This is a genomic window from Arthrobacter sp. SLBN-112, from assembly GCF_030944625.1.
In the GTDB taxonomy this organism is placed as follows: domain Bacteria; phylum Actinomycetota; class Actinomycetes; order Actinomycetales; family Micrococcaceae; genus Arthrobacter.
In genome coordinates this window covers 577,310-599,613 of the sequence record NZ_JAUSXY010000001.1, presented here as the reverse complement: position 1 = coordinate 599,613, position 22,304 = coordinate 577,310, and the positions used below count along the sequence as shown (strand labels likewise).

24 protein-coding genes and 1 pseudogene are annotated in these 22,304 nt (G+C 67.0%); 11 read left to right on the top strand and 14 right to left on the bottom strand.

Annotated elements, in window-relative coordinates; translation table 11 throughout:
- Positions 1–15 precede the first annotated feature (15 nt).
- Complete coding sequence (locus QF050_RS02880; protein ID WP_308929067.1) at positions 16–429, top strand: DUF6379 domain-containing protein; 414 nt, start codon at positions 16–18, stop codon at positions 427–429.
- On the opposite strand, the gene QF050_RS02875 is transcribed toward QF050_RS02880, so the two are convergent.
- Positions 337–1,725 carry an ROK family protein gene (locus QF050_RS02875; protein WP_308929066.1) on the bottom strand — a complete coding sequence of 463 codons (1,389 nt, stop codon included), beginning with the start codon at positions 1,723–1,725 and terminating at the stop codon, positions 337–339. The two genes, QF050_RS02880 and QF050_RS02875, sit on opposite strands and share 93 nt — an antisense overlap.
- Before the next feature lie 104 nt (positions 1,726–1,829).
- Here QF050_RS02875 and QF050_RS02870 point away from each other — a divergent pair, with 104 nt between their 5' ends.
- From QF050_RS02870 to QF050_RS02845, 6 genes are all read left to right on the top strand, one after another.
- Positions 1,830–2,792 carry a Gfo/Idh/MocA family oxidoreductase gene (locus QF050_RS02870; RefSeq protein WP_308929065.1) on the top strand — a complete coding sequence of 321 codons (963 nt, stop codon included), beginning with the start codon at positions 1,830–1,832 and terminating at the stop codon, positions 2,790–2,792.
- A 105-nt stretch (positions 2,793–2,897) separates the two neighbouring features.
- Positions 2,898–3,683 carry a hypothetical protein gene (locus QF050_RS02865; RefSeq protein ID WP_308929064.1) on the top strand — a complete coding sequence of 262 codons (786 nt, stop codon included), beginning with the start codon at positions 2,898–2,900 and terminating at the stop codon, positions 3,681–3,683.
- 158 nt (positions 3,684–3,841) lie between these two features.
- Positions 3,842–5,338 carry an MFS transporter gene (locus tag QF050_RS02860; protein WP_308929063.1) on the top strand — a complete coding sequence of 499 codons (1,497 nt, stop codon included), beginning with the start codon at positions 3,842–3,844 and terminating at the stop codon, positions 5,336–5,338.
- 16 nt (positions 5,339–5,354) lie between these two features.
- Positions 5,355–6,923 (top strand): GMC oxidoreductase, encoded by a 1,569-nt coding sequence (locus tag QF050_RS02855; RefSeq protein ID WP_308929062.1) that lies wholly within the window; start codon positions 5,355–5,357, stop codon positions 6,921–6,923.
- A gap of 53 nt (positions 6,924–6,976) precedes the next feature.
- Positions 6,977–7,939, top strand: a complete 963-nt coding sequence (locus QF050_RS02850) for a LysR family transcriptional regulator (protein ID WP_308929061.1) — start codon at positions 6,977–6,979, stop codon at positions 7,937–7,939.
- A gap of 72 nt (positions 7,940–8,011) precedes the next feature.
- On the top strand, positions 8,012–8,794 hold the full coding sequence (locus QF050_RS02845; protein ID WP_308929060.1) for an SDR family NAD(P)-dependent oxidoreductase: 783 nt from the start codon (positions 8,012–8,014) through the stop codon (positions 8,792–8,794).
- A gap of 19 nt (positions 8,795–8,813) precedes the next feature.
- Here QF050_RS02845 and QF050_RS02840 read toward each other — a convergent pair whose 3' ends face one another.
- From QF050_RS02840 to QF050_RS02800, 9 genes and pseudogenes are all read right to left on the bottom strand, one after another.
- Positions 8,814–9,587, bottom strand: coding sequence for an SDR family oxidoreductase (locus QF050_RS02840; RefSeq protein WP_308929059.1), 774 nt, complete (start codon positions 9,585–9,587; stop codon positions 8,814–8,816).
- Between the two features lies 1 nt (position 9,588).
- The gene (locus tag QF050_RS02835) at positions 9,589–10,587 is read right to left on the bottom strand and encodes a fumarylacetoacetate hydrolase family protein (RefSeq protein ID WP_308929058.1); all 999 of its coding nucleotides are present in this window, start codon (positions 10,585–10,587) and stop codon (positions 9,589–9,591) included.
- Between the two features lie 11 nt (positions 10,588–10,598).
- Positions 10,599–11,672, bottom strand: a complete 1,074-nt coding sequence (locus QF050_RS02830; RefSeq protein ID WP_308929057.1) for an amidohydrolase family protein — start codon at positions 11,670–11,672, stop codon at positions 10,599–10,601.
- Positions 11,669–12,793 (bottom strand): FAD-dependent monooxygenase, encoded by a 1,125-nt coding sequence (locus QF050_RS02825; protein WP_308929056.1) that lies wholly within the window; start codon positions 12,791–12,793, stop codon positions 11,669–11,671. The genes QF050_RS02830 and QF050_RS02825 overlap by 4 nt, the downstream gene beginning before the upstream one ends.
- Before the next feature lie 67 nt (positions 12,794–12,860).
- A pseudogene (locus QF050_RS02820) lies at positions 12,861–13,899 on the bottom strand (cyclase family protein).
- A complete protein-coding gene (locus tag QF050_RS02815) occupies positions 13,896–14,855 on the bottom strand; it encodes a fumarylacetoacetate hydrolase family protein (protein WP_308929055.1) in 960 nt (319 codons plus the stop codon). The pseudogene QF050_RS02820 and the gene QF050_RS02815 overlap by 4 nt, the downstream one beginning before the upstream one ends.
- A 7-nt stretch (positions 14,856–14,862) precedes the next feature.
- The gene (locus QF050_RS02810) at positions 14,863–15,882 is read right to left on the bottom strand and encodes a VOC family protein (protein ID WP_308929054.1); all 1,020 of its coding nucleotides are present in this window, start codon (positions 15,880–15,882) and stop codon (positions 14,863–14,865) included.
- 221 nt (positions 15,883–16,103) lie between these two features.
- Positions 16,104–17,282 (bottom strand): ABC transporter substrate-binding protein, encoded by a 1,179-nt coding sequence (locus QF050_RS02805; RefSeq protein ID WP_308929053.1) that lies wholly within the window; start codon positions 17,280–17,282, stop codon positions 16,104–16,106.
- 122 nt (positions 17,283–17,404) lie between these two features.
- Positions 17,405–17,698, bottom strand: a complete 294-nt coding sequence (locus QF050_RS02800; RefSeq protein WP_308932227.1) for a hypothetical protein — start codon at positions 17,696–17,698, stop codon at positions 17,405–17,407.
- On the opposite strand from QF050_RS02800, the gene QF050_RS02795 reads away from it, so the two are divergent.
- Entirely contained in the window at positions 17,634–17,768 is a 135-nt protein-coding gene (locus QF050_RS02795) for a lmo0937 family membrane protein (protein ID WP_308932084.1), read from the top strand. The two genes, QF050_RS02800 and QF050_RS02795, sit on opposite strands and share 65 nt — an antisense overlap.
- Positions 17,769–17,873: 105 nt before the next feature.
- Here QF050_RS02795 and QF050_RS02790 read toward each other — a convergent pair whose 3' ends face one another.
- The 4 genes from QF050_RS02790 to QF050_RS02775 form a co-directional block, all read right to left on the bottom strand.
- Positions 17,874–18,056: a DUF4177 domain-containing protein gene (locus QF050_RS02790; RefSeq protein WP_308929052.1), complete on the bottom strand. Its 183-nt coding sequence runs from the start codon at positions 18,054–18,056 to the stop codon at positions 17,874–17,876.
- Positions 18,057–18,146: 90 nt separating this feature from the next.
- Positions 18,147–18,725 (bottom strand): hypothetical protein, encoded by a 579-nt coding sequence (locus tag QF050_RS02785; protein WP_308929051.1) that lies wholly within the window; start codon positions 18,723–18,725, stop codon positions 18,147–18,149.
- The gene (locus tag QF050_RS02780; protein WP_308929050.1) at positions 18,722–19,273 is read right to left on the bottom strand and encodes an RNA polymerase sigma factor; all 552 of its coding nucleotides are present in this window, start codon (positions 19,271–19,273) and stop codon (positions 18,722–18,724) included. The genes QF050_RS02785 and QF050_RS02780 overlap by 4 nt, the downstream gene beginning before the upstream one ends.
- Before the next feature lie 32 nt (positions 19,274–19,305).
- On the bottom strand, positions 19,306–19,854 hold the full coding sequence (locus QF050_RS02775) for a protein tyrosine phosphatase (RefSeq protein WP_308929049.1): 549 nt from the start codon (positions 19,852–19,854) through the stop codon (positions 19,306–19,308).
- 417 nt (positions 19,855–20,271) lie between these two features.
- On the opposite strand from QF050_RS02775, the gene QF050_RS02770 reads away from it, so the two are divergent.
- The 3 genes from QF050_RS02770 (at position 20,272) to QF050_RS02760 (ending at position 22,301) form a co-directional block, all read left to right on the top strand.
- The gene (locus QF050_RS02770) at positions 20,272–21,090 is read left to right on the top strand and encodes an HAD family hydrolase (RefSeq protein WP_308929048.1); all 819 of its coding nucleotides are present in this window, start codon (positions 20,272–20,274) and stop codon (positions 21,088–21,090) included.
- Between the two features lie 106 nt (positions 21,091–21,196).
- Positions 21,197–21,460 carry a hypothetical protein gene (locus tag QF050_RS02765; RefSeq protein WP_308929047.1) on the top strand — a complete coding sequence of 88 codons (264 nt, stop codon included), beginning with the start codon at positions 21,197–21,199 and terminating at the stop codon, positions 21,458–21,460.
- Positions 21,461–21,488: 28 nt separating this feature from the next.
- Positions 21,489–22,301, top strand: a complete 813-nt coding sequence (locus QF050_RS02760) for a glycerophosphodiester phosphodiesterase (RefSeq protein WP_308929046.1) — start codon at positions 21,489–21,491, stop codon at positions 22,299–22,301.
- Positions 22,302–22,304 lie beyond the last annotated feature (3 nt).

Genomic DNA, 22,304 nt, shown 5'->3' with positions numbered 1-22,304 from the left:
AGGAAGGCTGTTGAATTGGAAACCGCTTTGCGCGACGACGCACTGACCGCCATTCCTGGCGGCTTCGAGCTCCGGCTTGGCTTACCATGGATCCGTTCGATGCCGCTCTCCAGTATTGCCGGCCTGGCCGTGGAGGTGGACGGCGTTCCGGTTGCTGCGGGCGGTGTGGCCGTGGTGCTGGGCACCAGGCGCGTGCCGGCGGACGCCTTGCCGGCCGAGCCCGGGTGGTGGTTCATCCAGGACAGGCTTGTCCTGGCCGTCCCGGGGGAACTCTCCGCCGGCACGCACGCCGTCGGTGTGGACTTCACCCTGATGGTGCCTTACCTGCGGGCTCCCTCAGGTTCGCCGCTGATACTCCCGTTCCGCGTTGAGGCCCGGCTGGACGCGGGCCCGGCGGCGGTGCCGGGGATCTCCCGCGACGTGGCGTGAGCGCGGCTGCCGGGCTGCCTCGGTAAGGAGGCTCAGGCCGGCACTGCCGTTCGCTCGGGAGACGGCCTGCCTTCGGCGAACCAGCGCGGGAAAGTGACATCGAACAACTGCTCGCGTGCAAGCTCTGCTCCGCCGCGGAGCGGTTCGCGCTCGTCGTTCACGGACAAGGTGATGGTGAGGTCGCGGGGTGGCAAGGGGCAACGACAGTTCGTACACGCGTTGCCGCACCTCGGCCAGGAACACCTCGCCCGCAGAGGCAATGGCGCCTCCGATGACAATGACTCCCGGGTTGAACATGTTGACCAGGGCCGAGATGGTCTCGCCGGCCACGTGGGCGGACTTCTGAACGAGCGTGATAGCCAGTGAATCACCGGCCTGTGCTGCGAGGGTGATGTCTTCCAGGGTCAGCGCCCGCTCCTTTGCCCGTCCGGCAAGGGAGGTGGTTACGCCTTCCTTGATTGCCTGCTCTGCGTCCCGCACCAGGGCCCATCCGCCGGCCACGGCTTCGAGGCAGCCGACTTTGCCGCAGCGGCACTGCTCGTTGGAGTCGGATACCCTAACGTGGCCGATATCCCCGGCCGCGCCGTTGGCGCCACGGTGGATCCGGCCCTTGGACAGCAGGCCGGAGCCGACTCCCGAGCCGATCTTGCAGTAGATCAGGTCTGTGAGGGAGTCGCGACGGCGGGCGCGCTCACCAAGAGCCAAAAGATTTGAATCGTTATCCACCCATACGGGCGCGTTGAAGCGTTCCTCGAAGGGCGTCCGGACGTCGAAGCCGTTCCATCCGGGCATGATCGGCGGTGCCACGGGCTGTCCCGTGGCGAAGTCCACCGGGCCTGGCAGGCCGACCACCACACCCCACACCGGCACGTCGGGATGTTTCTTGAGCACGTCATCAATAAGGGTCATGACCGCATCGATGGTCTTCTCCGGCCCTTGGGAAATCTCCCAATTGCGGTGCGCATGGTCAATGATGTCGCCGTCGAGCGCCGCGATGCCCACCCTGATGTGCGCTGCGCCGAGGGCGCAGATGACGATCCGCCCCTGTTCCGAGCGGAAACGGAGAGTCCGCGGCGCGCGGCCTCCGGACGAGGCGCCGAAGTCGCCGTCGCCGAGGAATCCGATTTCAATGGCCTGGTCCACGCGCTGGCTCACGACGCCCCTGCCCAGCCCGGTGACCTTGCCGATTTCGGGCCGGGTGGTTGCCTCGCCTGTCCGCACCAGGTTGACGATTCGCAGCAGGCTGGTTACTTCGTCCGTTTGTGCTCCGAAACGGAGGGTGGAGTCTGTCGTCATGGCTCCAATTCTCACACACAGCACACCACTAAGGCGCGGATTCCGGGCAACTATAGCTAATAATTTGCCTACTTATGAATAATAGAGACATAAGAGTGGAGGTAATGATGCCTTGGAAGGTAGGGATTCTCGGGGCCGGACCCGGTGTTGCGGCCCTGCACCTGCCGGTGTTGCGGGGGCTTCCGGACCTGTTTGCCGTGGTGCACATCGCCGACGCCGGAAGTGGCCGCGCTGAAGATCTTTCGGAAAGGTTCGGTGCCCGCTGGTCCGGTGGGGAAGCTGAGTTGCTGGCGGACCCGGAAGTGCAGGTGGTGGCTGTCTGCAGTCCGGCGGCGGAGCACGCCCGCCAAATCCTGGCGGCCGTGGCTGCCGGCAAGCGGGCCATCTTCTGCGAGAAGCCCCTGGCCACCAGCAAGCACGACGCTGTCAGGGTCATAGATGCCTGCCGCGCTGCCGGCGCCATCCTCCTGGTGGGGACCAACCATTTGTTTGATGCCGCTTGGGACCGTGCCAGGCACCACCTTGTTGCGCTCGAAGGCAGGGTGCGGGCCGTATCGGTCACCTTGGCGCTCCCACCCAACGACAGGTACCACCAGCTCGTGGCGGAAGGCGGGCCGTTCCAGGCCGCACGCCACGGCCGCCCGGACCTGGGTAGCCCGGCGGTGGCGGCGGGAGTCCTGCGGCAACTGTTGACCGGGCTGGCAATCCATGACCTTCCCGCTGTCAGGGATATCGCACCAGGTATCGACGACGTCGTCTATGCGCAGGTTGCACCGCCCCTCGGCTATTTGGTGGGGTACCGGGCCGGAAGCGTCCTGGTCCAACTCGCGCTCACCATGCTGCCCGAAGGACCTGACGCCCTCTGGCGCATGGCCATTGCCACCTCCCGCGACCCGGATCGAGGTCAACTTTCCGCCGGCCTTCGTCCATGCGGGAAGCGCCGGCATCCGCGTGCGTGGCGTGGGCGGGCAGTGGACGGAATACGGGAGGGATCCCGGGGACGGCTATGTGGCGGAGTGGCGCGTCCTGGCATCGCTCCTCGAGGGGGCCGCGCCGGTGGAATATGACGAACTGCTCGCCGACGCGCTCTATGCACTTGAACTTGCCGATGCTGCCGCCGCCAAGGTCCTGGCGGGGGCCCCGCAGTGACGCCGCACCGGGGCTGTGCCGGCGTGACTACCCGGTTGCCCGCCTACGTGGCAGCTGCGGCCGCGCTTTCTCGCAGCGCCGGGCTCGCGAACGGCATTCGCGGTGCCGTGGCGGTCATCCCCGGCTCCGGCAACTGGTGGGCCGGGCTGCTTGCCGCCCGGGAGGAGGGGGCGGTTGCGGTGGTGATCGCAGACCCCGCGGTCCTGCCTGAGGAAGTCCTCGATGCCGGCTCCTGGGCCGGAGGCATTCCGGTTGTGGTCGAACGGCCCGGGCTCCGCGCCGACATGGTCGCGGACGCTGTGCGGGCACGGCGCGGAACGCAGGCGCGGATGGTCACCGTGGAGTGCGCCGCCCCCGCTACACGGCTGGGTGCCGTGATCCGTGACGGCGTGGGCTGGGCGCGCTCCCTTGCAGGCGGCCCGCTGACCCTCCAAAAGGGTACCGCGGTCGCGGAAGGCGCCATGGCCCTGATGGATTCACCACTGACCGGTGGAGGCCACCTTCCTTCCACCCTGGTGGGCACCGTCCTCGGCGGACCCGCCGCAGGCGGCCTGCTCCAGGTGTTGGCCCTGGGCGAGGTCAGGACGGAGGTCGCCATTGACCATGATGCCGGCCGGGTGAAGCTGGAGACCTCGACGCCGGAAGGGTCGCTCAGGGCGCCGGAGCGCTACGAGACCTCGGCGAGGCTGGCATTGCGCCGGGCCATTGAAGCCATGTCAAGCGGCGGACAAGTGGCCGATCTGCGGGAGCTGCTGGAAGACCAGCGGATAGCGCACAAACTCATGCAGGCGGCGCAGGTCGCCGGATGAGTACGTCGATTACGTGCAATCTTTGGTTGTTTTTAAACCTAAGTGGTTGTAGGGTGGGGAGTGGCGCCGGGGTCCCAGCCGGACCCGTTCCCCGTCGTGATGGTGCGCCGGGGGCACATCACGTCGCGTCGACGGTCCGATCGTTCGGGCAGACCCCTATGCAACTATCACCTGTAAAACTCCGCCTCCTCACCACCTCCCTGCTCACCGTCTCATTCCTCGGGGCATTGGATCACACAGTGGTCTCCACGTCCCTTGCCACCATTTCCGGAGAGCTGGGTGCGCTGCAGCTGATGAGCTGGGTAGTGGTGGGCTACACCCTGGCCAGCACGGTGCTGCTGCCCGTGCTCGGCAAACTCGGCGATGTCCTCGGCGCCCGTAGGATCTTCCTGGTTTCCCTGGTGATGTTCCTGGCGGCTTCCTTGGCCTGTGGTTTTGCCACGGACATCGCGTGGCTCATTGCCGCCCGCGTCCTGCAGGGCATGAGCTCGGCGGGCCTGCAGCTCATGTCGCAGACCATCATCGCCCGCGTCACCACGCAGCGTGAACGGCCGCGCTACATGGCAATCATCGGGGCGGCTTTTCCCATCGCCATCGTGGTAGGCCCGGCAGTGGGCGGTGCCATCACCGATTACTGGGGCTGGCAGTGGGTCTTCTGGATCAACCTCCCGGTGGGTGCCGCCGCGTTCGCCCTGGCACTGGTGGCCGTTCCCCACCTGGCACCGGGCGCAGCGCCCCGGCACTTGGACATTGCCGGCTCCGCTGTCTTCACCACCGCACTGGTGGCGCTCGTCCTCGCCGCCTCCTGGGCCGCGGAAAGGAACGGCGGTCCTGCCGCCGGAAGCGCGCTCGCCGTCAGCATCGTGGGCTTCATCGCCTTCTTCCTGATCGAGCGGCGGGCGCCCGAGCCCATCATTCCGCTCCACTTCTTCGCCAACCGCACCATTGCTGCAGGGACGGCGCTCTCGGCGATCATCGGCGTCGGCTTCTTCTCCATCACCGCGTACCTGCCCACGTACTACCAGATGGCCTACCGGACCACCGCCACGGTGTCCGGCCTGGTTCCCATCGCCACCGTCTTCGGCATGCTGATCAGCAACCTGCTCACGGGCTGGCTGGCCAGCCGGACGGGTCGTTACCGGATCTTCCCCGTGGCGGGAACGGTGCTGGGAGCAGCAGGCCTGCTGGTGATGGCACTGCTGCCGGCAGGGCTCCCGCTGTGGGCGCCCATGATCGTGATGGGTGGTGTGGGCATGGGCACCGGGGCGTTCATGAGCCTCATCGTGGCCGTGGTCCAGGGCGCCGTCCCCGCAGGCCAGACGGGCACCATTACCGCCACCATCAACCTGGTGCGACAGGTGGGATCAACCGTGGCGACGGCGGTCATCGGCGGGGTCATCGGCTCCGGTGTTGCGGCCCTCCTGCCGGCAGGGCTGGACGCGTCCACGCTCACCCCCCAGCTGGTTCACGGAGCTTCGCCGGCGGTCCAGGCCGGCGTCGCCCGGATCTACGGCTCCGTGTTCACGCCCATCTTCATCGCCCTTGCCGGCGCGTACGCCCTGGGAATCGTGGCGGCGCTGCTGCTCCCGCACGGCCGCCTGTCCGACGAACCCGCCCCCGCCGCCCCCACACCTTCCGAAACCCTCTCGGCCTGATCTCGAAGGAGACATCATGTCCAACCCCACCATTGCCGTCGTCGGCAGCGGACCCATCGGTTCCACTTACGCCCGCCTGTTGCTGGAGCAGATCCCCAACGCGCGGGTGGTGATGTTCGAAGCCGGACCGCAGCTGACCACCGTCCCCGGCGAGAGCGTCCGGAACATCCCGGACCCGGATGAGAAGTCGCGCGCCCGGGAAATGTCGCAGGGACCGCAGTCCGGCGGGTTCCGTGAATCGCTTGGCATTCCCGCAGCAACAGTCACCGAGGGCATGTTCACCGCGCGCCAGGGAACGCACCTGCTGGACTTCGGCGGAGCTGGTTCAGCGCACGCCCCCTCATTTCCGGCGGCGGCTGCCGCCACCAACGTGGGCGGGCAGGGTGCGCACTGGACCTGCGCGACGCCGTCGCCCGCGTTCAGCGAAAAGATCCCCTTCATAGCGGACGACGAGTGGGACGGGCTGATTGAAGAGGCCAAAGGCCTCCTGCACGTCCACAGTGCAGCCTTCGCAGACTCGAAAGTGGGCGAAGCCATCCGCTCCCTCCTGGACGAGGAGTTCGGCGCTGAACTCCCCGACGGCTACGGTGTGGGCACGCTTCCTGTCGCCGGGGACCCGCAACCCGACGGGTCCGTGCGCTGGGCTGGTGCCGACGTCGTCCTTGGCCCGTTGATCGACCAGGACAGCACGCTGTCACAGCGGTTCGAACTCCGCGACCTCACCCTGGTCCGCCGCGTGGAGCTCGACGGAACCCGGGCCACCGGTGTCACCGTGCAGGATCTCCGCACCGGAACGGAATCCTTTGTGCCGGCGGACGTGGTGGTGGTAGCGGCGGATGCTTTCCGGTCACCCCAGCTCCTGTGGGCCTCGGGCGTCCGGCCGGCGGCGCTTGGCCACTACCTGACCGAACACCCGGTGGTGATTTCCACGGTGGCGCTCGACGCCGACAAGATGAGCCGTTTCGCCGCAAAGGAGGACCTGGACGCAGAACTGGCCCGGCGCGCCCAAAACCCGGCGGACCCCGTGGCGGCCGTGAACCGCATCCCGTTCTCCGAGCCCGAGCACCCCTTCTCGGTCCAGGTGATGTACACCGAAACCACGCCGTTCCCCATGGAGCCGGGCACCCCGTACTCGGAGAACCGCTGGGGCTACGTCAACATGGGCTACGGCCTGCGCAAGCACCCGCGCTACGAGGACGCCGTCACCTTTGACGACAACGAGCCCGACTACCGCGGCTTCCCGAACATGAGCATCGACTATGCGCTCACGGAGCGGGAGGAAGCGGAGATTGCCCAAGCCACCGAACGGTTGCGCCGTGCCGGCAAGGCCCTGGGCGTCTTTGTGGCCGAACCGAGGCTGATGCCCAACGGCTCCAGCCTGCACTACCAGGGCACCATGCGCATGGGAGCGGCCGACGACGGCAGCTCAGTGGCAGATCCATGGTCCAGGGTGTGGGGCTACGAGAACCTGGTGGTGGGCGGGAACGCGCTCATTCCGACAGCCACGGCCATGAACCCCACGCTGATGAGCGTGGCCATCGCCGTCCGCGGCGCGCGCCAGGTCGCCAAAGAACTGGGATCCTGAAGCGCTTGCGGCCCGGAGCCGGTTCCAGGCCCTCGCACGGCTAACCTGTGGGTATGAAGAACCTGGACCTGAACCTACTGCCCCACCTGCAGGTCCTGCTGGAACTGAGGAACATCACCCGGGCCGCGGAGCGCCTCCAGCTAAGCCAACCGGCCACCAGCGCCGCAATGGCCAGGCTCCGGCGCCACTTCGACGACGAACTCCTGGTCCGCAATGGCCGCACCTACGATCTGACGCCCTTCGCGCAATCCCTGGTTCCGCTGGTTGATGAAGCAATGCTCCACATCCAGCGGGCCACGCGCATCCGCTCCGGCTTCGATCCTGCGGCAAGCGAGCGGGAATTCGTGATTGCAGCCTCCGACTACGCGGCGGCGCTGATCGTGGGTCCGCTGCGGGGCATCCTGCGGGAGGAAGCCCCTGGGGTGTCCGTGGATTTCGTTCCCACGTCAAATTCCGGGATCCAGGGCCAGATGGCTGACTACTCCAAGATCGACCTGCTCGTCGGGCCAACCGGTTACCAGATGCAGGGGGCCAGCCGGCAGCTGTTCAGGGACAGCTTCATGGCCGTTGCCGACGCCGGTAATCCCTTGCTCCAGCAGCACCGCCTTACCCTGGCCGACCTGGCCACGGTGCCCCACGCCGTCGGCTATTTCGGTGAGGGCATCAGCACTCCCGCGGACAAACTGTTCGAGTCGCGCGGCATCCAGCGCCGGGTGGCCGCGGTGGTGGCCGGGTTCCTGTCGCTGCCCCTGCTGGTGGAAGGAACGGACCTTGTGGCGCTGGTGCCGGGGATGCTGGCAGCGCGGGCCCAGCGAGGCGCCAACATTGCGGTGCTGGGGTTCGCCGACGATGCCGAAGCCTCCCTGGTGGAGGCCATGTACTGGCACCCCTCGCAGGCGGAGGACCCTGCCGGAGTCTGGCTGCGTTCGGTGGTGCAGCGTTCCTGCGCCCGGCTGCATGAACTCTTTCCCGCCGCCGCACATCCCCTGACCATCCACGCGGCGGATACCACGTAGACCCAGGACACCGTTCCCGTTCCGGTCCATTCCTGCGAAAGTCGGGGAAACACGCTTTCGGAAGGAACCCCTGTGCCCGTTTCCAGCCAGCGCCTGGCCGGCAAGACCGCCGTCATCACCGGAACGGCCAGCGGCCAGGGCAGGGCGGCAGCGCTCGCCTTCGCTGCGGAAGGGGCCTTCGTGGTGGGCTGCGATATGGACGACGACGGCGCGGCAGCCACAGTCGCGGCGGTGACGGCGGCCGGGGGCCGGATGGGCAGCAGCCGGGTGGATCTGACAGATGAGGCCGCCGTGGCGGCCTGGGCGGGCGACGTTGCGGAAGCCCACGGGCAGGTCCACATCCTGTACGCGAACGCCGCAGTCACGCGGTTCGCCCCCGTGGAGCAGCTCTCCTATGCGGACTGGAAGTGGAACGTGGAGCACGAGATGGACGTGGTGTTCCTGCCGGTGAAGTACTTCTGGCCGCAGCTGATTGCGGCGCAAAACGCGGCCATCGTCCTGGTGGGTTCCACCGCGGGCGTGACAGGCTCGATGACCAACGGGCGGCTGGCGCACACCGCCACCAAGGGCGCCGTGGTGGCCATGACCAAACAGCTGGCGGCCGAAGGAGCGCCGCACGGGCTGCGCGTCAATGCGGTCAGCCCCGGCATGATCCGCACCGCCGCCACCGAGGGCAACCTCCTCGCTCCCGACCATCCGATGCGGACCATCGCCGGCAGCATTCCCCTGGGCAGGATTGGCGGGCCGGAGGAGGTGGCCGCTTGCGCGCTGTTCCTCGCTTCCGATGAAGCGTCCTACGTGACGGGGGCCAACCTGATGGTCGACGGCGGCTGGTCGGCGGTCCTGCCCGGCTGACTTAGGTGCGGCCGGGGGTTCAGCGCAGGGCGTCGGATACGGACTTGGCCCCGCCGTGGCCTGCCTGGCCGCCGTCCACCGGGATTTCCGCGCCGGTGACGAACGAGGACAGCGGGCTGAGGAGGAAGAGCACGACGCCGGCCACCTCCTCGACGGTGCCGGTGCGGCCCAACGGCGTCTCGGCCAGGGTGGCCTCCCGGAATTCCGGTTTGGCACCCGCTGTCATGGGCGTTTCGATGAAGCCAGGATGGACGGTGTTCACCCTGATGCCGCGCGGGCCAAGCTCCATGGCCGCCACCTGTGAAAGGCCGCGGAGTGCCCACTTGCTGGCGGTGTACGCCACGGGGTAGTGCGCCGTCAGCCCTGCAACGGACCCAACATTCACGATCGAGGACCCGCTGCGCATGAGGGGAGCGAGGGCCTGGATCCCCAGCAGGGAGCCGGCGACATTCACCTCGTAGACCCGCTGCAGGTCCGCCACCGAAGCTTCGAGCAGCCGGCTGCGCTGGGTGATGCCGGCATTGTTGACCAGCCCGTCCACGCGCCAGCCCTGGGACCTGATCCACGCGGCCAGGTCAGCCCACCCCGAGGCGTCGCCCACATCCAGCCGGCGGTAGAACAGGCCGCCGCCGGGGGCCGCGGAAACCCCAAGCCCGGCCGGTGGCCTGGCGGGCAGGTCCGTGGCGATCACGCGCGCCCCGGCCTTTACGAGCATCCGGGCTTCGGCCGCACCCTGGCCCTGAGCCGCGCCGGTAACCACCACCGTGCGGCCGTCGAGCCGCAGGGAGGCCACCCTAAATCCCCGAAGCTGCGGCGGAGGCAACCCGGTTGCGGGGCCGCGTCCGGGCGGGAACGCGGGTGGTGGCCTCACGCCTGGCGCCCACCGTGTTCTCGATGGTGCCGACGCCTTCCACGGTCATCCGGACCACGTCGCCGGTTTTCAGCGGCGGGGGAGTCTGGGACCCGTTGCGGCCCCAGAGTTCGGCAAGGCAGCCGCTGCCGCACGTGCCGGAGCCCAGTATGTCGCCGGAACGCACCACGGAGTCCTGCGAGGCGTATGCCACCAGCTCAGCGAACGGCCAGCCCATGTTGGAGAGCAGGTCCTGGCCGATGGTTTCGCCGTTGACCTGGACGGACATGGAGATAGGCAGGAAGCCTTCGGCGTCGTGCCGGTCCTCGAATTCGTCGGCGGTGACAATCCAGGGCCCCAGCGTGTTGGCGAAGTCCTTGCCCTTGCACGGACCCAGGCTGACCTTCATCTCCCGGCGCTGCAAATCCCGGGCGGACCAGTCGTTGAGCACCGTGTATCCGAAAATGTGCCGGTGGGCCTCTTCCGCGGTCAGGTTGCGGCCGTCGCTCCCGGGGACGCGTCCGACGACGGCTGCCACCTCCGTTTCAAAGTCCAGGTCCGTGCAGCCCGCGGGAATCCCGATCACCTCGCCTGTACCGGTCACCGTGTGCGGGTTAGTGAAGTAAAACGTAGGTGCCTCGTACCATTCGGGCACCACGCCGGCCACGCCGTCGATGCTCTTCCGCACACCTTCCACGTGCTCCTCGAACGCCACGAAGTCCCGGATGGTGGCCGGTTCCAGCGGGGCGAGCAGCTGCACATCCGCCAGCGGAACAGCAGCAGCGGAACCAACCACCTCACGAGCGAGTGCCAGCGTCTCCTCGAGTCCGGCGTCCAGGAGAGTCTGGACGCCCTGGCCTGCCGGCAGCGCATAGCAGTGTTCACCGTCCACGAAGCCGGACCGCGTCCCGCCGTCGTGATCCCAACGGGCAATCTTGACCATGTAGGTGTTCCTTAAGCGTTGGGGCGGGTGGCCAGGGCGGCTGCCGCGGTGATGCCCAGGGCCCGTGCGTTGCCGCCCAAAACCCGGGCCTCGTCATCGGCCGGGAGTGCGGCAGCCTCCACCTCGTCCACCGGAAGGTCGGACCCCATGTCGAACGGGTAGTCCGAGCCGAGCAGCACCTGCTCGGGCCCGGCGGCGGCAACAAGAGCCCGCAGTTCAGCCGGGCTGTGGACCAGCGAGTCGAAGTACAGCTTCCGCAGGTAGGACGACGGCGGCCGGGCGCAGCCATGTGCCTCCGGCCGGACCTTCCAGGCGTGGTCGGAGCGGCCCAGGGTGGTGGGCAGGTAACCGCCGCCGTGGGCGGCCAGGACCTTCAGCGCAGGGTGGCGGTCCAGGACGCCACTGAAGATGAGGTGGGACAGTGCAACCGCATTTTCGGCCGGCTGGGACACGGTGTTGGCCAGGTAGAAGCGGTCCAGCCGCTCATCCAGCGAGCAGCCGAACGGGTGCAGGAACACCAAAGCGCCCAGCTCTTCGGCACGGGCCCAGAACGGTTCCAGCCGGGGGTCCGAAAGTTCAATGGTGCTGCGTTCCGGGTCCTCGGGAGTGGCCGCGAAGGATCCGATTTCGACCCCCAGCAGCCCGCATTCAAGTACGGCCTGTTCCAGGGCGTCCACCATCAGGCCCGGGTGCTGGAGCGGGACCAGGCCCAGCCCGTTGAGCCGGTTTGGCGCGCGGTCCACGAACTCCCGCACCGCCTGGTTGGCGGCCTTGGCCAGTTCCAAACCCAGCTCCTCACCGGCGAAGTAATAGAAGTGCGACGGCGACGGCGAGACCAGCTGCACATCCACACCCTGGGCATCCATGCCCGCGAGCCGGCGGTCCAGGTCCGTCAGCTGCGGCCAGCGCTCCTTGATCATCCGGCCCGACGCGGCCATGGATTCGGGCCCGTTGCGGCGCACTTCCAGGGCCTGCTGGGCGCCGAAGCCCACCGGGGCGGCGTCGGCCACCAGCTGCTGCAGGGCCGGCAGCAGGATGTGTGCGTGGACGTCCACCGTGGGGTTGGTGCCGGGACGGGTGCTCATGCCGGCTCCTTCAGCATGACGGACAGCCCGTGCATCAGGCCGGGTACGTCGGCGTCGCGGACGCCGTCGAGCATCCACTGGCCCAGCTGGACGGAGGCGTTGACCACAGCCTTGGCCCGGTCCAGGCGTCGGTCCGTGAATTCCTTCCACAGGGTTTCGGTGAGGTCGTCCACGTTGATCAGCAGTTCCGCCAGGACCACGGCGTCCTCCAAGGCCATGGCGGCGCCCTGGGCCACCGTGGGCGGGCAGCTGTGGGCGGCGTCGCCGATGATTACGGTGCGGCCGCGGTTCCACGGCCCGTCCACCAGGTGCGTGGTGAACCACGTGTAGTTGATGCGGGCGCTGTGGTCCAGGTTTGCCCGGATCTCGTTCCACGGGCCGCCGTAGGCTGCGGCGAGTTCGGCCATGATGCGGGGGCCGTCTTCCTGCTTGCGTTCCTGCGCCTTTTCCACGAGGTAGGCGTAGATGGTGTCCGGGCCGGTGGGGCAGTAGCCCGCGATGAAGCAGGGTCCGCCGTAGGTGAGGTCGGTGCGGTCCACGTCCTGGGGGCGTTCCACGAAGGCGCGCCAGATGCCCATGCCGGTGGACCGGGGTTCGACGTCGATGCCGATGGCTTTGCGGACGGCGGAATGCAGGCCGTCGGCGCCGATCAGGAGGTCATAGGTGGCGGAGCCGCCGTCGGCGGTGCTCACGGTGACGGACCCGCCGTCGTCCGTTATTCCGGTGACGGTCCTGCCGTAGCTGATCCGCGCACCGGCCTGCTCGGCGCGTTCGCGGAGAATGGCGGTGAGGTCCGGGCGGTACATGCCCATGGTGGCGGGAAGGTCGTCGCCGCCGGTACGGATATCCTCGAGGACCGCGATGACGGTGCCGGCGGGATCTGGGGCCCGCAGGCCGAGAGTGCTGAACCCGAAGCCCTTCGCCTCCACCTCGTCCCAGACGCCGAGCTGGCGGAGAACCCGCAAGGCGTTGCCCTGCAGGGTGATCCCGGACCCGAGGGTCTGCGGGGCGTCCGCCTTTTCGAGGATTTCCACCTTGATTCCGGCATCGGCCAGGAGGATGGCGGCGGCCAGGCCCGCGGCTCCCGCCCCAACGATTCCGACGTTCTGTACTGCTGCCATCGCTGACTCCTTTGTATTGACGGCGATACTGCTGGTGGTTGTTGTACTGAAAGCTACCGGAGGGTGATTACCTGACGGCGATCGGGTTGACCGGTGAGCCAACGGCGCCGGTGATCGGGAGCGGGGCTGCGGTGAGCAGGAAGTCGTACCTGCCGTCCGCCGCGCACGCCTCGGCCAGTCCGTCCGGGTCCCACATCTCGCCCAGGAACAGGCCAAGGTTGGGGATCGCGATCTGATGCAGGGGCTGGAATGCGCCGTCGAACTCGTTGGGTCGGACCTCGAAGCCCCAGGTGTCGGTGGCGATCCCGGCGATTTCTGAGTGGTGCAGCCAGGGCGCGGTAGTGAAGGACAGTCCAGGGGCGGGGCCGCCTGCGTATTCGCCCCAGCCGTCGCGCCGGACCCGGGTGTACTGCCCGGTGCGGATCACCACGATGTTGCCCCGCCGCACGTCAGAGCTGGGCCCTTGGAGTTCAATGGTCCGCTGAAGGTGTTCGGGGGTGATCGCGAACCCGTCCGGCAGCTCGCCGTCGTCCCTTCCCAGCTCGGGACCCAGCGCCCGGCCGACATCGAGCAGGACACCGCGGGTGACGATCTTCGCCGCCGCGGTTTCGATGCCGGTGACGAGATCGCCTTCAGAAGTGACCACGTCCCCGGCGGCCCGGCCGTTCCAGGCCTTGCCTTGGTCGAAGATGTGGCCCAGTCCGTCCCACTGCGTGGAGCACTGAAGGGGCATGGCGATCACGTCGTCAGCGCCGCCAAAGCCGTGCGGGAAGCCTTGGTTGCCGCGTTCGGCGTCGACGCCCGTGTCCGTCATAGTGTGGACGCGGGTTGGTGCGGCGCCGCCAGCCTTTTTGCGGGCCGTTGGTGTCGAAGGGCTGGGAGAGCGAGAACGCCTCACCGGTCTTGACCAGCGCCGCGGCTTCGATCCGCTTGGCGGCGTCGATGAAGTTCAGGGTGCCCAGGACGTCGTCATGGCCCCAGCGGCCCCAGTTGGTGTGTTCCCGGGCCATGGCGCGGATGCTGCCGAGCGGGTCTTCACGCCGGATAACCGGAGAATCAGTGGATTCCCCGGTTCCGGTGGCTGTTGCAGTTTCCTGGGTGGTCACTGGACACCTTCACTTGTGGTTTCGTCCTTGCAGTGGATGAGCTGGGTGCCCAGCCCGGTGATGGTGCCTTCCATGACGTCCCCGTCCTGGAGCAGCCGGCCCCAGTGCTGGCCGTTGCCGGCGGGGCTGCCGGTGAGCACCAGGTCGCCGGGGCGCAGCGGCATGATCTGGGAGGCTTCGCTGACAAGCTTGGCCACGCCGAAGATCATGTCCGCCGTGGACTCGTCCTGCATGGCCTTGCCGTTGAGTTTCAGGGTCACTTGGACGTCCTGCGGGTCGCCGAAGTACTTGGCGGGAACCAGCAGGGGCCCTGTGGGCAGGAAGCCGGGGGCGTTCTTGGCGCGGTACCAGTCGGAACCGATGGCCGGCATGTCCTTGCGGAACACGTACTCGCGGGTGGTGATGTCGTTGACCATGGTGTACCCGAAGACATGGTCCAGCGCTTCCTCGGGTGTGACCCGGAATGCTGTCTTCCCGATCACCGCCGCCAGTTCCAGCTCCCAGTCATGGGACTTGGAGTAGGACGGCAAGGTGAGATCGTCCGTGGCGGACGCCACCGCCGTCGGAAGCCCGATGAAGAAGTACGGCGTGCCCTGGCCTGCGCGCTTGTCCATCATCGCGGCCGTCTTGCTGCGCACTTCCTCCGCGTCCTCGCCCGGCTCGCGGTGCGCCACGGCGAGGTCGATGACGTGCTTGCGGTAGTTGGCTCCGGTCTGCAGGACCTGGGCCGGTTCCACCGGGGCGAGGATTTCGACGGCAGCGCGTGGCAGGCCGGCGTCTTCGCCCGCGGAGGCGGCAAGGGCGTCAAGCTGGTCCTCGGTGGTGTCCCAGTGCTCGATCAGGGAGTTGATGTCCCCGTCCAGGGGCAGGACCCTGTCGTCCACCAGCAGGCCCGCGCGGGGTTTGCTGTCGCCAGGTTCCTGGAACCGGATCAGTGCATATGTTGTTTCCGGCATGGTGCGCTTAGCCCCGGCCCTGCTTGGCGTACGGGTTCAGGAGCGCTTCCTTCATCTCCGGCGACGCGCCTTCCTCGGTGGCGGTGAAGCCTTCTGCCGGCGGGAACGACTCGGTCATGGAGTGCGGCATGGCGCCGTTCTTGTAGAAGTTGTTGGAGCCCTCTGACGGCCTCCAGGTGTTGGCTTCCCAGTCCGGGACGTAGTTACGGTAGCCGCCTGAGTTCAGCTCGACGCGCAGGCCGGACGGTTCGCGGAAGTAGAGGAAGTTTTGCTCGCCTACGCCGTGGATGGAGGGGCCGTACTCCATGGGGGTGCCGTTTTCCATCATCACGTCCGCGGTGCGGAGCAGGTCTTCGGTGGTGTCCACCCAGAAGGCGATGTGGTTGACGCGGCCGGGGCGGCTGGAGGTGTCCAGGACTACGCCGAGGTCGTGGGACTTCTCGTTGGTGGTGAGGACGGAGAAAACGGTGATGGGTGCTTCGTCCAAGTCCACGAAGGCCATGACGCGGAAGCCCAGGGCATCGTTGTACCACTTGGCGAAGCCACGCACGTCGGAGGACGCGACCGTGACGTGGTCCAGGAAGCGAGGTGCGGCGGCGTGGCTGCTGCGGCGCTCGGGCCGGTCCGGGTAGGTGGATTCGAAGCCGGGCTCTGCCACGAACTTGTCCACGTCGTAGAACAGGCGCATGTGGTGGCCGTACGGGCCGGTGAATTCGTAGGCCTTGCCGTATCCGTGGCCGCCGGCAGTCCAGGCGCCCTGCACGCCGGTCGCTTCGACGCGCTGGGCTGCGGCTTCCAGGGATGCCTGGGAGTTGGTGCGCCAGGACATCCGGCCCAGGGATGCCTCCGGGCCTTCGGTGACTACCAGGCTGTAGCGGTAGTAGTCACCCCAGCAGCGGAGGTAGACGTTGCCGTCCACGCGGTCGATGATGCGCATGCCGAACTTTTCCTCGTAGAACCGTGCCGAGGCTTCGACGTCCGGGCTGGTGATCTCGAGGTGGGCAAGATGGGAGAGGGGAGTTTCCACGTTGAAGTCCTTCTTGGTTAGTGGCTGCGGTTTGGTGCAGGTCCTGTAACCACTGTGAGGCACTTCATATATTCGGGGAAGACGAGGTTTTCGATATCAGATATCTGCAAAGCCGATACTCAACTCACGATCTGGTCGAGGCGCCTGGCTTAAAACGGTTGCTCCGCAGCTGTCGTTCCGGGGGCACAAAATGACACCTGCGGAGCAATCGATGGTGCGGGTTACTCCTTGCCAAGCCCCGCCGCCGAGGTCTTCCCGCCGGACACGCTGTTGAGCGCCCGCAGGTCGAAGATGCCGTTGATGTCGGCCTGCTTGGTGGTGCCGGCAGTCACGCCGTCGGCAAGGAGCTTCTGGTAGGTCCCTGCCAGCGGGTCCACGGTGAACACGATGTTCTTCAGGGACCGGTCAATGACGTCCGCTTTCAGCTCGGCGCCCGCTGCTTCTTTCAGGGCGGCATTGATCACCGCAGCCTTGTCACCGGCAGAGGCATTGTTCAGCCATTCAACCGACCTCACGTGGCCCTTGAGCAGGGCCTTGACGGTGTCCGGGTGGTCGGCCGCGTATTTCTGGTTGACGATCAGGATGGTGGTGGGGAACTCGCCCGGCTTGCCGGAGAGCGAGCCGTCCCACAGATCCTTTTCATCCACCAGCACCTTCGCGCCGGCGTCCAGCACCAGGCGGGAGGCCCAGGGCTCAGGCAGCCACGCACCGTCAAGCTTTCCGTCCTGGAACAGCTTGAGCGTCTGGGCGTTCTCGGTGGGGTTGATGGCGACGTCGCCGCTGCCGTCCACGTTGGTTTTGTAGCCCTGGGATGAGAGCCAGGCGCGGAGGGCGACGTCCTGGGTGCCGCCCAACTGGGGCGACGCGAGGGTCTTGCCCTTGAGGTCTGCGGCGGAGTTGATCCCGGGCTTGACCACAAGCTGCGCCCCGCCTGCGGCAGCTCCGGCGATGATGCTGACCGACTGGCCCTGGCTCTTGACGAACGAGTTGATGGCCGGGTTGGGGCCGATGTACGTGGCATCGATGGCGCCTGCGTTCAGGCCTTCGATGGCGGCCGGACCGGCATTGAAGACCTGGGTGCTGAGCTTGGTGCTGCCCAGTTCGTCGGCGATAAAGCCTTTGCTGACGCCCACCAGGGCCGGGGCGTGCGTAACGTTTCCGAAGTAGCCCAGCTTCAGCTCGGCTGCCGGATTGCCGGACGGGGCCCTCTCCAGGGTTGCGGCCGGGGTGCCACTGTTGAGAGCGGAGGCGACGGCGGCGCCACCGCCAACGAGGGCCAGGAGTGCGGCGGCGATACCGATCTTGAGGCCCAGGGAACGCTTGGGCCTGGCTGACTGGCCAGCCACGATGCGCGTGGAGTTCTGCGGGTTTTGCGGACTCTTGTCCTGCGGGTTGGTCATGGGGATTCCTTTGCTGGGGCGGATGCTGAGACGAGGTTACGGAGCTCCCAGCGGGGCCACAATCGTTCGTGTCGCAGTGGTTCACCCGGCGACGCGAACGCGCAATGCGGCGTCGCGGAGCGTCAAAAATCGTCGCGCGGGGTCTTCATCCACCGGAGCAAAGTACCCACAGCCGCCATGGATTTCATCGGCGGTGCCAGCCCTGATTTGCAGGCTGCACTGATGGGTATGTATCCAGCATGGGGATTTTGGAAGGAGAGGTTGATACGTAATTCCTGCTTGCCATGGGGCGCCGGGTGCAGAATCAGCAGCTCATCGAAAACAATCAAGGAGACAATCATGTTGCTTTGGATCGCTATTATCATCGCAGTTCTCTGGCTTCTCGGACTGCTCGCCAATATCGGCGGCGGGCTCATTCACATCCTTTTGGTTGTTGCCGTGGTAGTCCTTATCTTCCACTTTGTGCGGGGCAGGTCTCGCGTCTAGCAACCCGGTGGTTCCCGCCGCCGGCCGGCAATCCGGCGGCGGGGACGGACCCCAAGCATCAGGCGGCCTTCAGCACCGGGAATGGCCGGCGCTCCTTCTGCCCCTTCAGCGGCGGGCGCGTCTGAGCAGTGCGTCGGAGGTGCTGCTGAGGTCCGAGAAGAATGTTCCGGGGCGGACAGATATGACCTCCCAGCCTTCTTTGGCCAGTTTCTTCAGCTCCCTGATCTGTTTCCGGGGGCGGCTGTCCACCGGGACAGTCTTGTATTCATATTCGGGCTGGCTTTCCATGGCGGAACTCCCTCTCTACCCCACGTCGGAGTGGATGTACGTGTGGTTCATCAGCCGTGGCCAGCGGCGACGACTGTCAGGGTGTTTGGTTTAGTCTCGGCCGGATGGCGCGGACGGAGCTGCCGGGCGATTCGGGTTGTTCGGGTGCGGGGGAGATCCCTGTTCTTTTCCGGCCCCCGTGGCCGGCGGGTTGGCCGGTGGTCCGCCGGGGGCCGCCGGGTTTCCCGGTGTGCCCTGTGCAGGTGCCGGCAGGTGGGGGACGTGGGCGGGGGTCGGCGGGGAGCCGGGGCTGCGGGCCGGTTCCGGTGCGGGCAGTACGGACTGGCCGTGTGTGACCACTTCGACCACGCTGGTGATGGCCTGCTGTGCTTTTTCGCGGAAGCGGGGGTCGGTTGCGGCCACGGCTGCTGTGCCAATGCCCATTGATGCCGCTATGGCCAGTGCCGTGAGGGCGGTGCGGCGGTGCTTGCGTCGCTGGTAAGCCTTCAGGCTGAGCGGCCCGGCGGTCATCAACGCGGCGAGCTCCGGGGAGGGAAGCACGGCCGGCCCGTGACGGAAGCAGCGCAGTTCAAGCAGTGCCGCTTTGAGGTCTTCTGCTTCTTCGCTGCCCGTTTCCAGGAGCAGTTGATTGATGATCTGCTCGTCGTGAAGGGCATGCCTGGCGGTCATCTCGGGGCCTCTTCCTTTACCTTGAGCTGCTTTCGGAGGCTGCCCAGCGCCCTGTGCTGGAGTTGCGTGACGGCCCCTGGCGATTTGTGCATGATGACCGCGGCTTCGGTCACCGACAGTTCGGCAATGATCCGCAGCCGGAGAACTTCACGGTGATCCTCGCTCAGACCCTCAAGCATCGCCATGGCGTGGGCTTCTGCGGTGGAGTCCAGGACCATGTCCTCGGCCGATGCGCTCAAACGGGTGTCTCTGCCGGGGTCGTATTGCACGGGAGCGGCTGTTCTGCCGCGATGCCGGTGGTGATCAACGAGGCGGGCGTGAGCAATGGAGAAAATCAGCACCCGCAGGCCTTTCACTCCGCCATGGACTGACTTCAATTTCGGGAACAACGCCAGGAACACGTCATGGGTCACGCCCTCCGGGTCCTCCACGCCGCCGGCCCGGAGATAGCCGGCCACGGCCGGGGAGAAGGCCCGGTAGACGGTGGTGAACAACGACGCGAAATCGTCATGACCCGATGCCAGCAGCTCATCAGTGAGCAGATCCATCCCGGCCCCCGAACATCCCGCCGAGCCCTGGTTTAGGATTTCCCTGCCGTGGCGGGCTTGTGGGACAAGCCCTTCCCGGCCTGGGCCGGTGGCGTTCCGTTGCCCGGTTTCGCCGACGTTCCTGGGTCGCCCGGATCGTCCTGCCGGTGCTCGCCTGATTGGCCGGGCGCTGGAACGGATGCACAGTACGCGGCGATGCCGGTACTGCCGTTCGCTGCGGCTGACAGCGACTGGTAGGCGGTTGAGGCCGGATCCAAGCCGCCGCTGCTGAACGCGGTGCAAAGTCCGAAAGCCGCCGGGCCGGTCGCGTCCGGGCCGGCTGATGGCCTCTCGGCCGGGGGTGCCGGCGGATCGGCGGGATTTGATGTTTTCCCGTGCGTGGCTGTCTCGGGCTTCTGCTCTTCCGCCGCGGGACCGGCGGCCGGCGCCGGGGCGCCGATCAGCTCATGGCTGCTTTGCTGCAGCGACGCGGGAAGGGTCCCGGTGTATGCTGCCGCAGCCGTACCTCCGACGGCGATGGTTCCTCCGGCCAGGATTCCGGCCGCGATTTTGCTGGTCGCCAATGCGGTAAAGAACGACATGAAGTCCTCCAAAGTGAAAACCGTGAAAATGCTCCTGGACGTCGGGTCCATACCTACGTAATCGCCCCCGGAACGGGAATATGACGCTCCGAACGAAAAACTTTGGCTAATGGCCGCAAGATTCGATCAAGGTCGGGAAGGTAGTATCAACGTCCAAAGCTGTGGCCGCCACTCTTAGCGCTCTTGCGTTCATCGGAGCTCAAGTCCCTTTCTGATTTGGCCCTGTCGCGGGGCACGGAGCGCCGCGCCCTGTGACCGGAGCCTACGAAAGACCCGCAGCAAATGAACGAGTACCGGATACCTGACTCGGCGGGACCGGACCATGACCTTCCGTACCCGGTACTCGCTTCCGAACCGGACAAGCGGCGAACGAGACCAGCGTCGTGTTCGCGCGAACCGCCCACGTAGACTTGCAGGATGCGGTTGGTTGCAAGCGATATTGACGGAACAATCCTTGGGCACGACGGAAAGATCAGCCCCCGCACCATCCGCGCCTTCCACGCCTGCCGGGATGCCGGCGTCGAACTGGTCTTCGTCACCGGACGCCCGCCGCGCTGGCTGCACCCGCTTGAGGAGCAGCTTGGCCACACCGGACGGGTGATCTGTTCCAACGGCGCTGTCGTCTGGGATCTCGAAGCGGACCGCCTGGTGTCCGCCCGTGCCCTGGCCATCGGTACCGTCCTGGAAATCCGCCGCATCATCAAGGAACTCCGTCCCGCGGCGCTGTTCGCGGCGGAAACACTCACCGGGTTCCACCTCGAACCCGGCTTCATCGAAAACGAATCCAGCGAACTCCTCGCCGACTTCACTCCTGCGCCGCTCCACGAAACGCTCACCGGGGACGACGCCGTGGTCAAATTCCTCGCCATTGTCCGGGAAGGCACGCCGGACGACTTCCTCGCGGAGGTGGCGCCCGCCGTCGGACACCTGGCCGCCGCCACCCACTCCTCGCCCGGCGTCGCCATGCTGGAACTGTCCCTCCCAGGCGTCAACAAGGCCGTCACCCTGGCCGAGTACGCTGCCGCACTGGGCATCGACGCCGCCGACGTAGTGGCCTTCGGCGACATGCCCAACGACATCGAAATGCTCCGCTGGGCAGGCCACGGCTACGCGATGGCCAGCGGCCACCCCGAGGCGATCAAGGCGGCGGGCCAGCAGGCCCCGCATTTCGACGACGACGGCGTGGCCCAGGTCCTGGAAGCCAGGCTCGCTGCCCGGGGGGTACAGTTTTCCTGAGTTCCGCCCCGTACTTCCAGCTGGCGCTCACCTGGCGTTTACCTTTCCCCGGTAGCGTCAACGGTGGAGGGCAGGTCCCTCCCCGGCCGGCTCACAGGGGGTTCCGATGGCACGAAGCGTCAAACAGCGCGCAGCAGACGCGCCGCTGCGGAAGGCAACGCCTGATCCGCACTGGATGCAGTTGCGCCAGGGCGACAGGGTCCGCGTCCTGCTTTCTCCCGGCTTTCAGGCAAGCGGGGTAGTGGACACCATTACCGCGGACCACACTGCGGTGTGGGTCCACCTTGACGGCGGCCGCGGACGCATCCTGCTGCACTGCGGTGACGGCGTGGACATCCTTCCCTGCGGCGAAACCGGCTGCCAGGACTAACGCTGCGGGCCTCGGGTACGCTCGCAGTGTGACCCTGCCCTTTTTCGAGCACCCTGGCGACGCCGGGCGGCAGCTTCCCATCGCCATGGCCCACCGGGGCTTCTCAATGGACGGACTGGAAAACTCCATGGCGGCGTTCCGCGCCGGCGTCGAACTGGGCTTCCGGTACCTCGAAACGGACGTGCACACCACGGCAGACGGCGTGCTGCTGCTGTTCCACGATGAAACCCTGGACCGGGTGACCGACGGCAGGGGCCGGGTCCAGGACCTTTCGGCGGCGGAGGTGGCAAAGGCCCGGATCAACGGCCGTGAACCCATCCCAACGTTCGACGAATTGGTCACCCGGCTTCCTGAGGCCAGGCTGAACCTCGATATCAAGGACTGGAGTTCGGTCCACAGCACCGCCGCCGCGATCGAACGGCACCAGGTGCACCACCGGGTGCTGGTCGCCAGTTTCTCAGACCGGCGACGACGGGCTGTGCTGAAGCTGCTCAGCCGGCCCGTGGCCTCTTCGGCCGGCGTGGCCTCGAATGCCCTCTTCACGCTCCTGGGACCGGTCGTTCCGCGGCGGGTGTTCCGCCGGATCATGCGCCGGGCACTTCGCGACGTCCAGGCATTGCAGGTTCCCGTGCGCTATGGACGGGTCCCGGTTGTAACTGCGGGCTTCATCCGGCGCGCCCACGACCTTGGCCTGGTGGTGCATGTCTGGACCATCAACGAGGCCACTGAGATGCGCCGCCTCCTCCAGTTGGGGGTGGACGGCATCGTCACGGACCGGGCGGACCTGCTGCGCGATGTGCTGATTGCGCGCGGCCAGTGGCCGCAGGCGCAGGGCAGCTAGGCT

Excerpts from the sequence above, each read along its gene's own strand:
- QF050_RS02815 (WP_308929055.1), bottom strand. The coding sequence starts at position 14,855 with ATGCCGGAAACAACATATGCACTGATCCGGTTCCAGGAACCTGGCGAC.
- QF050_RS02775 (WP_308929049.1), bottom strand. The coding sequence starts at position 19,854 with ATGTCGTTCTTTACCGCATTGGCGACCAGCAAAATCGCGGCCGGAATC.
- QF050_RS02765 (WP_308929047.1), top strand. The coding sequence starts at position 21,197 with ATGGCACGAAGCGTCAAACAGCGCGCAGCAGACGCGCCGCTGCGGAAG.
- QF050_RS02770 (WP_308929048.1), top strand. The coding sequence starts at position 20,272 with ATGCGGTTGGTTGCAAGCGATATTGACGGAACAATCCTTGGGCACGAC.
- QF050_RS02855 (WP_308929062.1), top strand. The coding sequence starts at position 5,355 with ATGTCCAACCCCACCATTGCCGTCGTCGGCAGCGGACCCATCGGTTCC.
- QF050_RS02860 (WP_308929063.1), top strand. The coding sequence starts at position 3,842 with ATGCAACTATCACCTGTAAAACTCCGCCTCCTCACCACCTCCCTGCTC.
- QF050_RS02800 (WP_308932227.1), bottom strand. The coding sequence starts at position 17,698 with ATGAGCCCGCCGCCGATATTGGCGAGCAGTCCGAGAAGCCAGAGAACT.
- QF050_RS02835 (WP_308929058.1), bottom strand. The coding sequence starts at position 10,587 with ATGGTCAAGATTGCCCGTTGGGATCACGACGGCGGGACGCGGTCCGGC.
- QF050_RS02785 (WP_308929051.1), bottom strand. The coding sequence starts at position 18,725 with ATGACCGCCAGGCATGCCCTTCACGACGAGCAGATCATCAATCAACTG.
- QF050_RS02875 (WP_308929066.1), bottom strand. The coding sequence starts at position 1,725 with ATGACGACAGACTCCACCCTCCGTTTCGGAGCACAAACGGACGAAGTA.
- QF050_RS02850 (WP_308929061.1), top strand. The coding sequence starts at position 6,977 with ATGAAGAACCTGGACCTGAACCTACTGCCCCACCTGCAGGTCCTGCTG.
- QF050_RS02790 (WP_308929052.1), bottom strand. The coding sequence starts at position 18,056 with ATGGAAAGCCAGCCCGAATATGAATACAAGACTGTCCCGGTGGACAGC.
- QF050_RS02825 (WP_308929056.1), bottom strand. The coding sequence starts at position 12,793 with ATGGCAGCAGTACAGAACGTCGGAATCGTTGGGGCGGGAGCCGCGGGC.
- QF050_RS02805 (WP_308929053.1), bottom strand. The coding sequence starts at position 17,282 with ATGACCAACCCGCAGGACAAGAGTCCGCAAAACCCGCAGAACTCCACG.
- QF050_RS02830 (WP_308929057.1), bottom strand. The coding sequence starts at position 11,672 with ATGAGCACCCGTCCCGGCACCAACCCCACGGTGGACGTCCACGCACAC.
- QF050_RS02870 (WP_308929065.1), top strand. The coding sequence starts at position 1,830 with ATGATGCCTTGGAAGGTAGGGATTCTCGGGGCCGGACCCGGTGTTGCG.
- QF050_RS02780 (WP_308929050.1), bottom strand. The coding sequence starts at position 19,273 with ATGGATCTGCTCACTGATGAGCTGCTGGCATCGGGTCATGACGATTTC.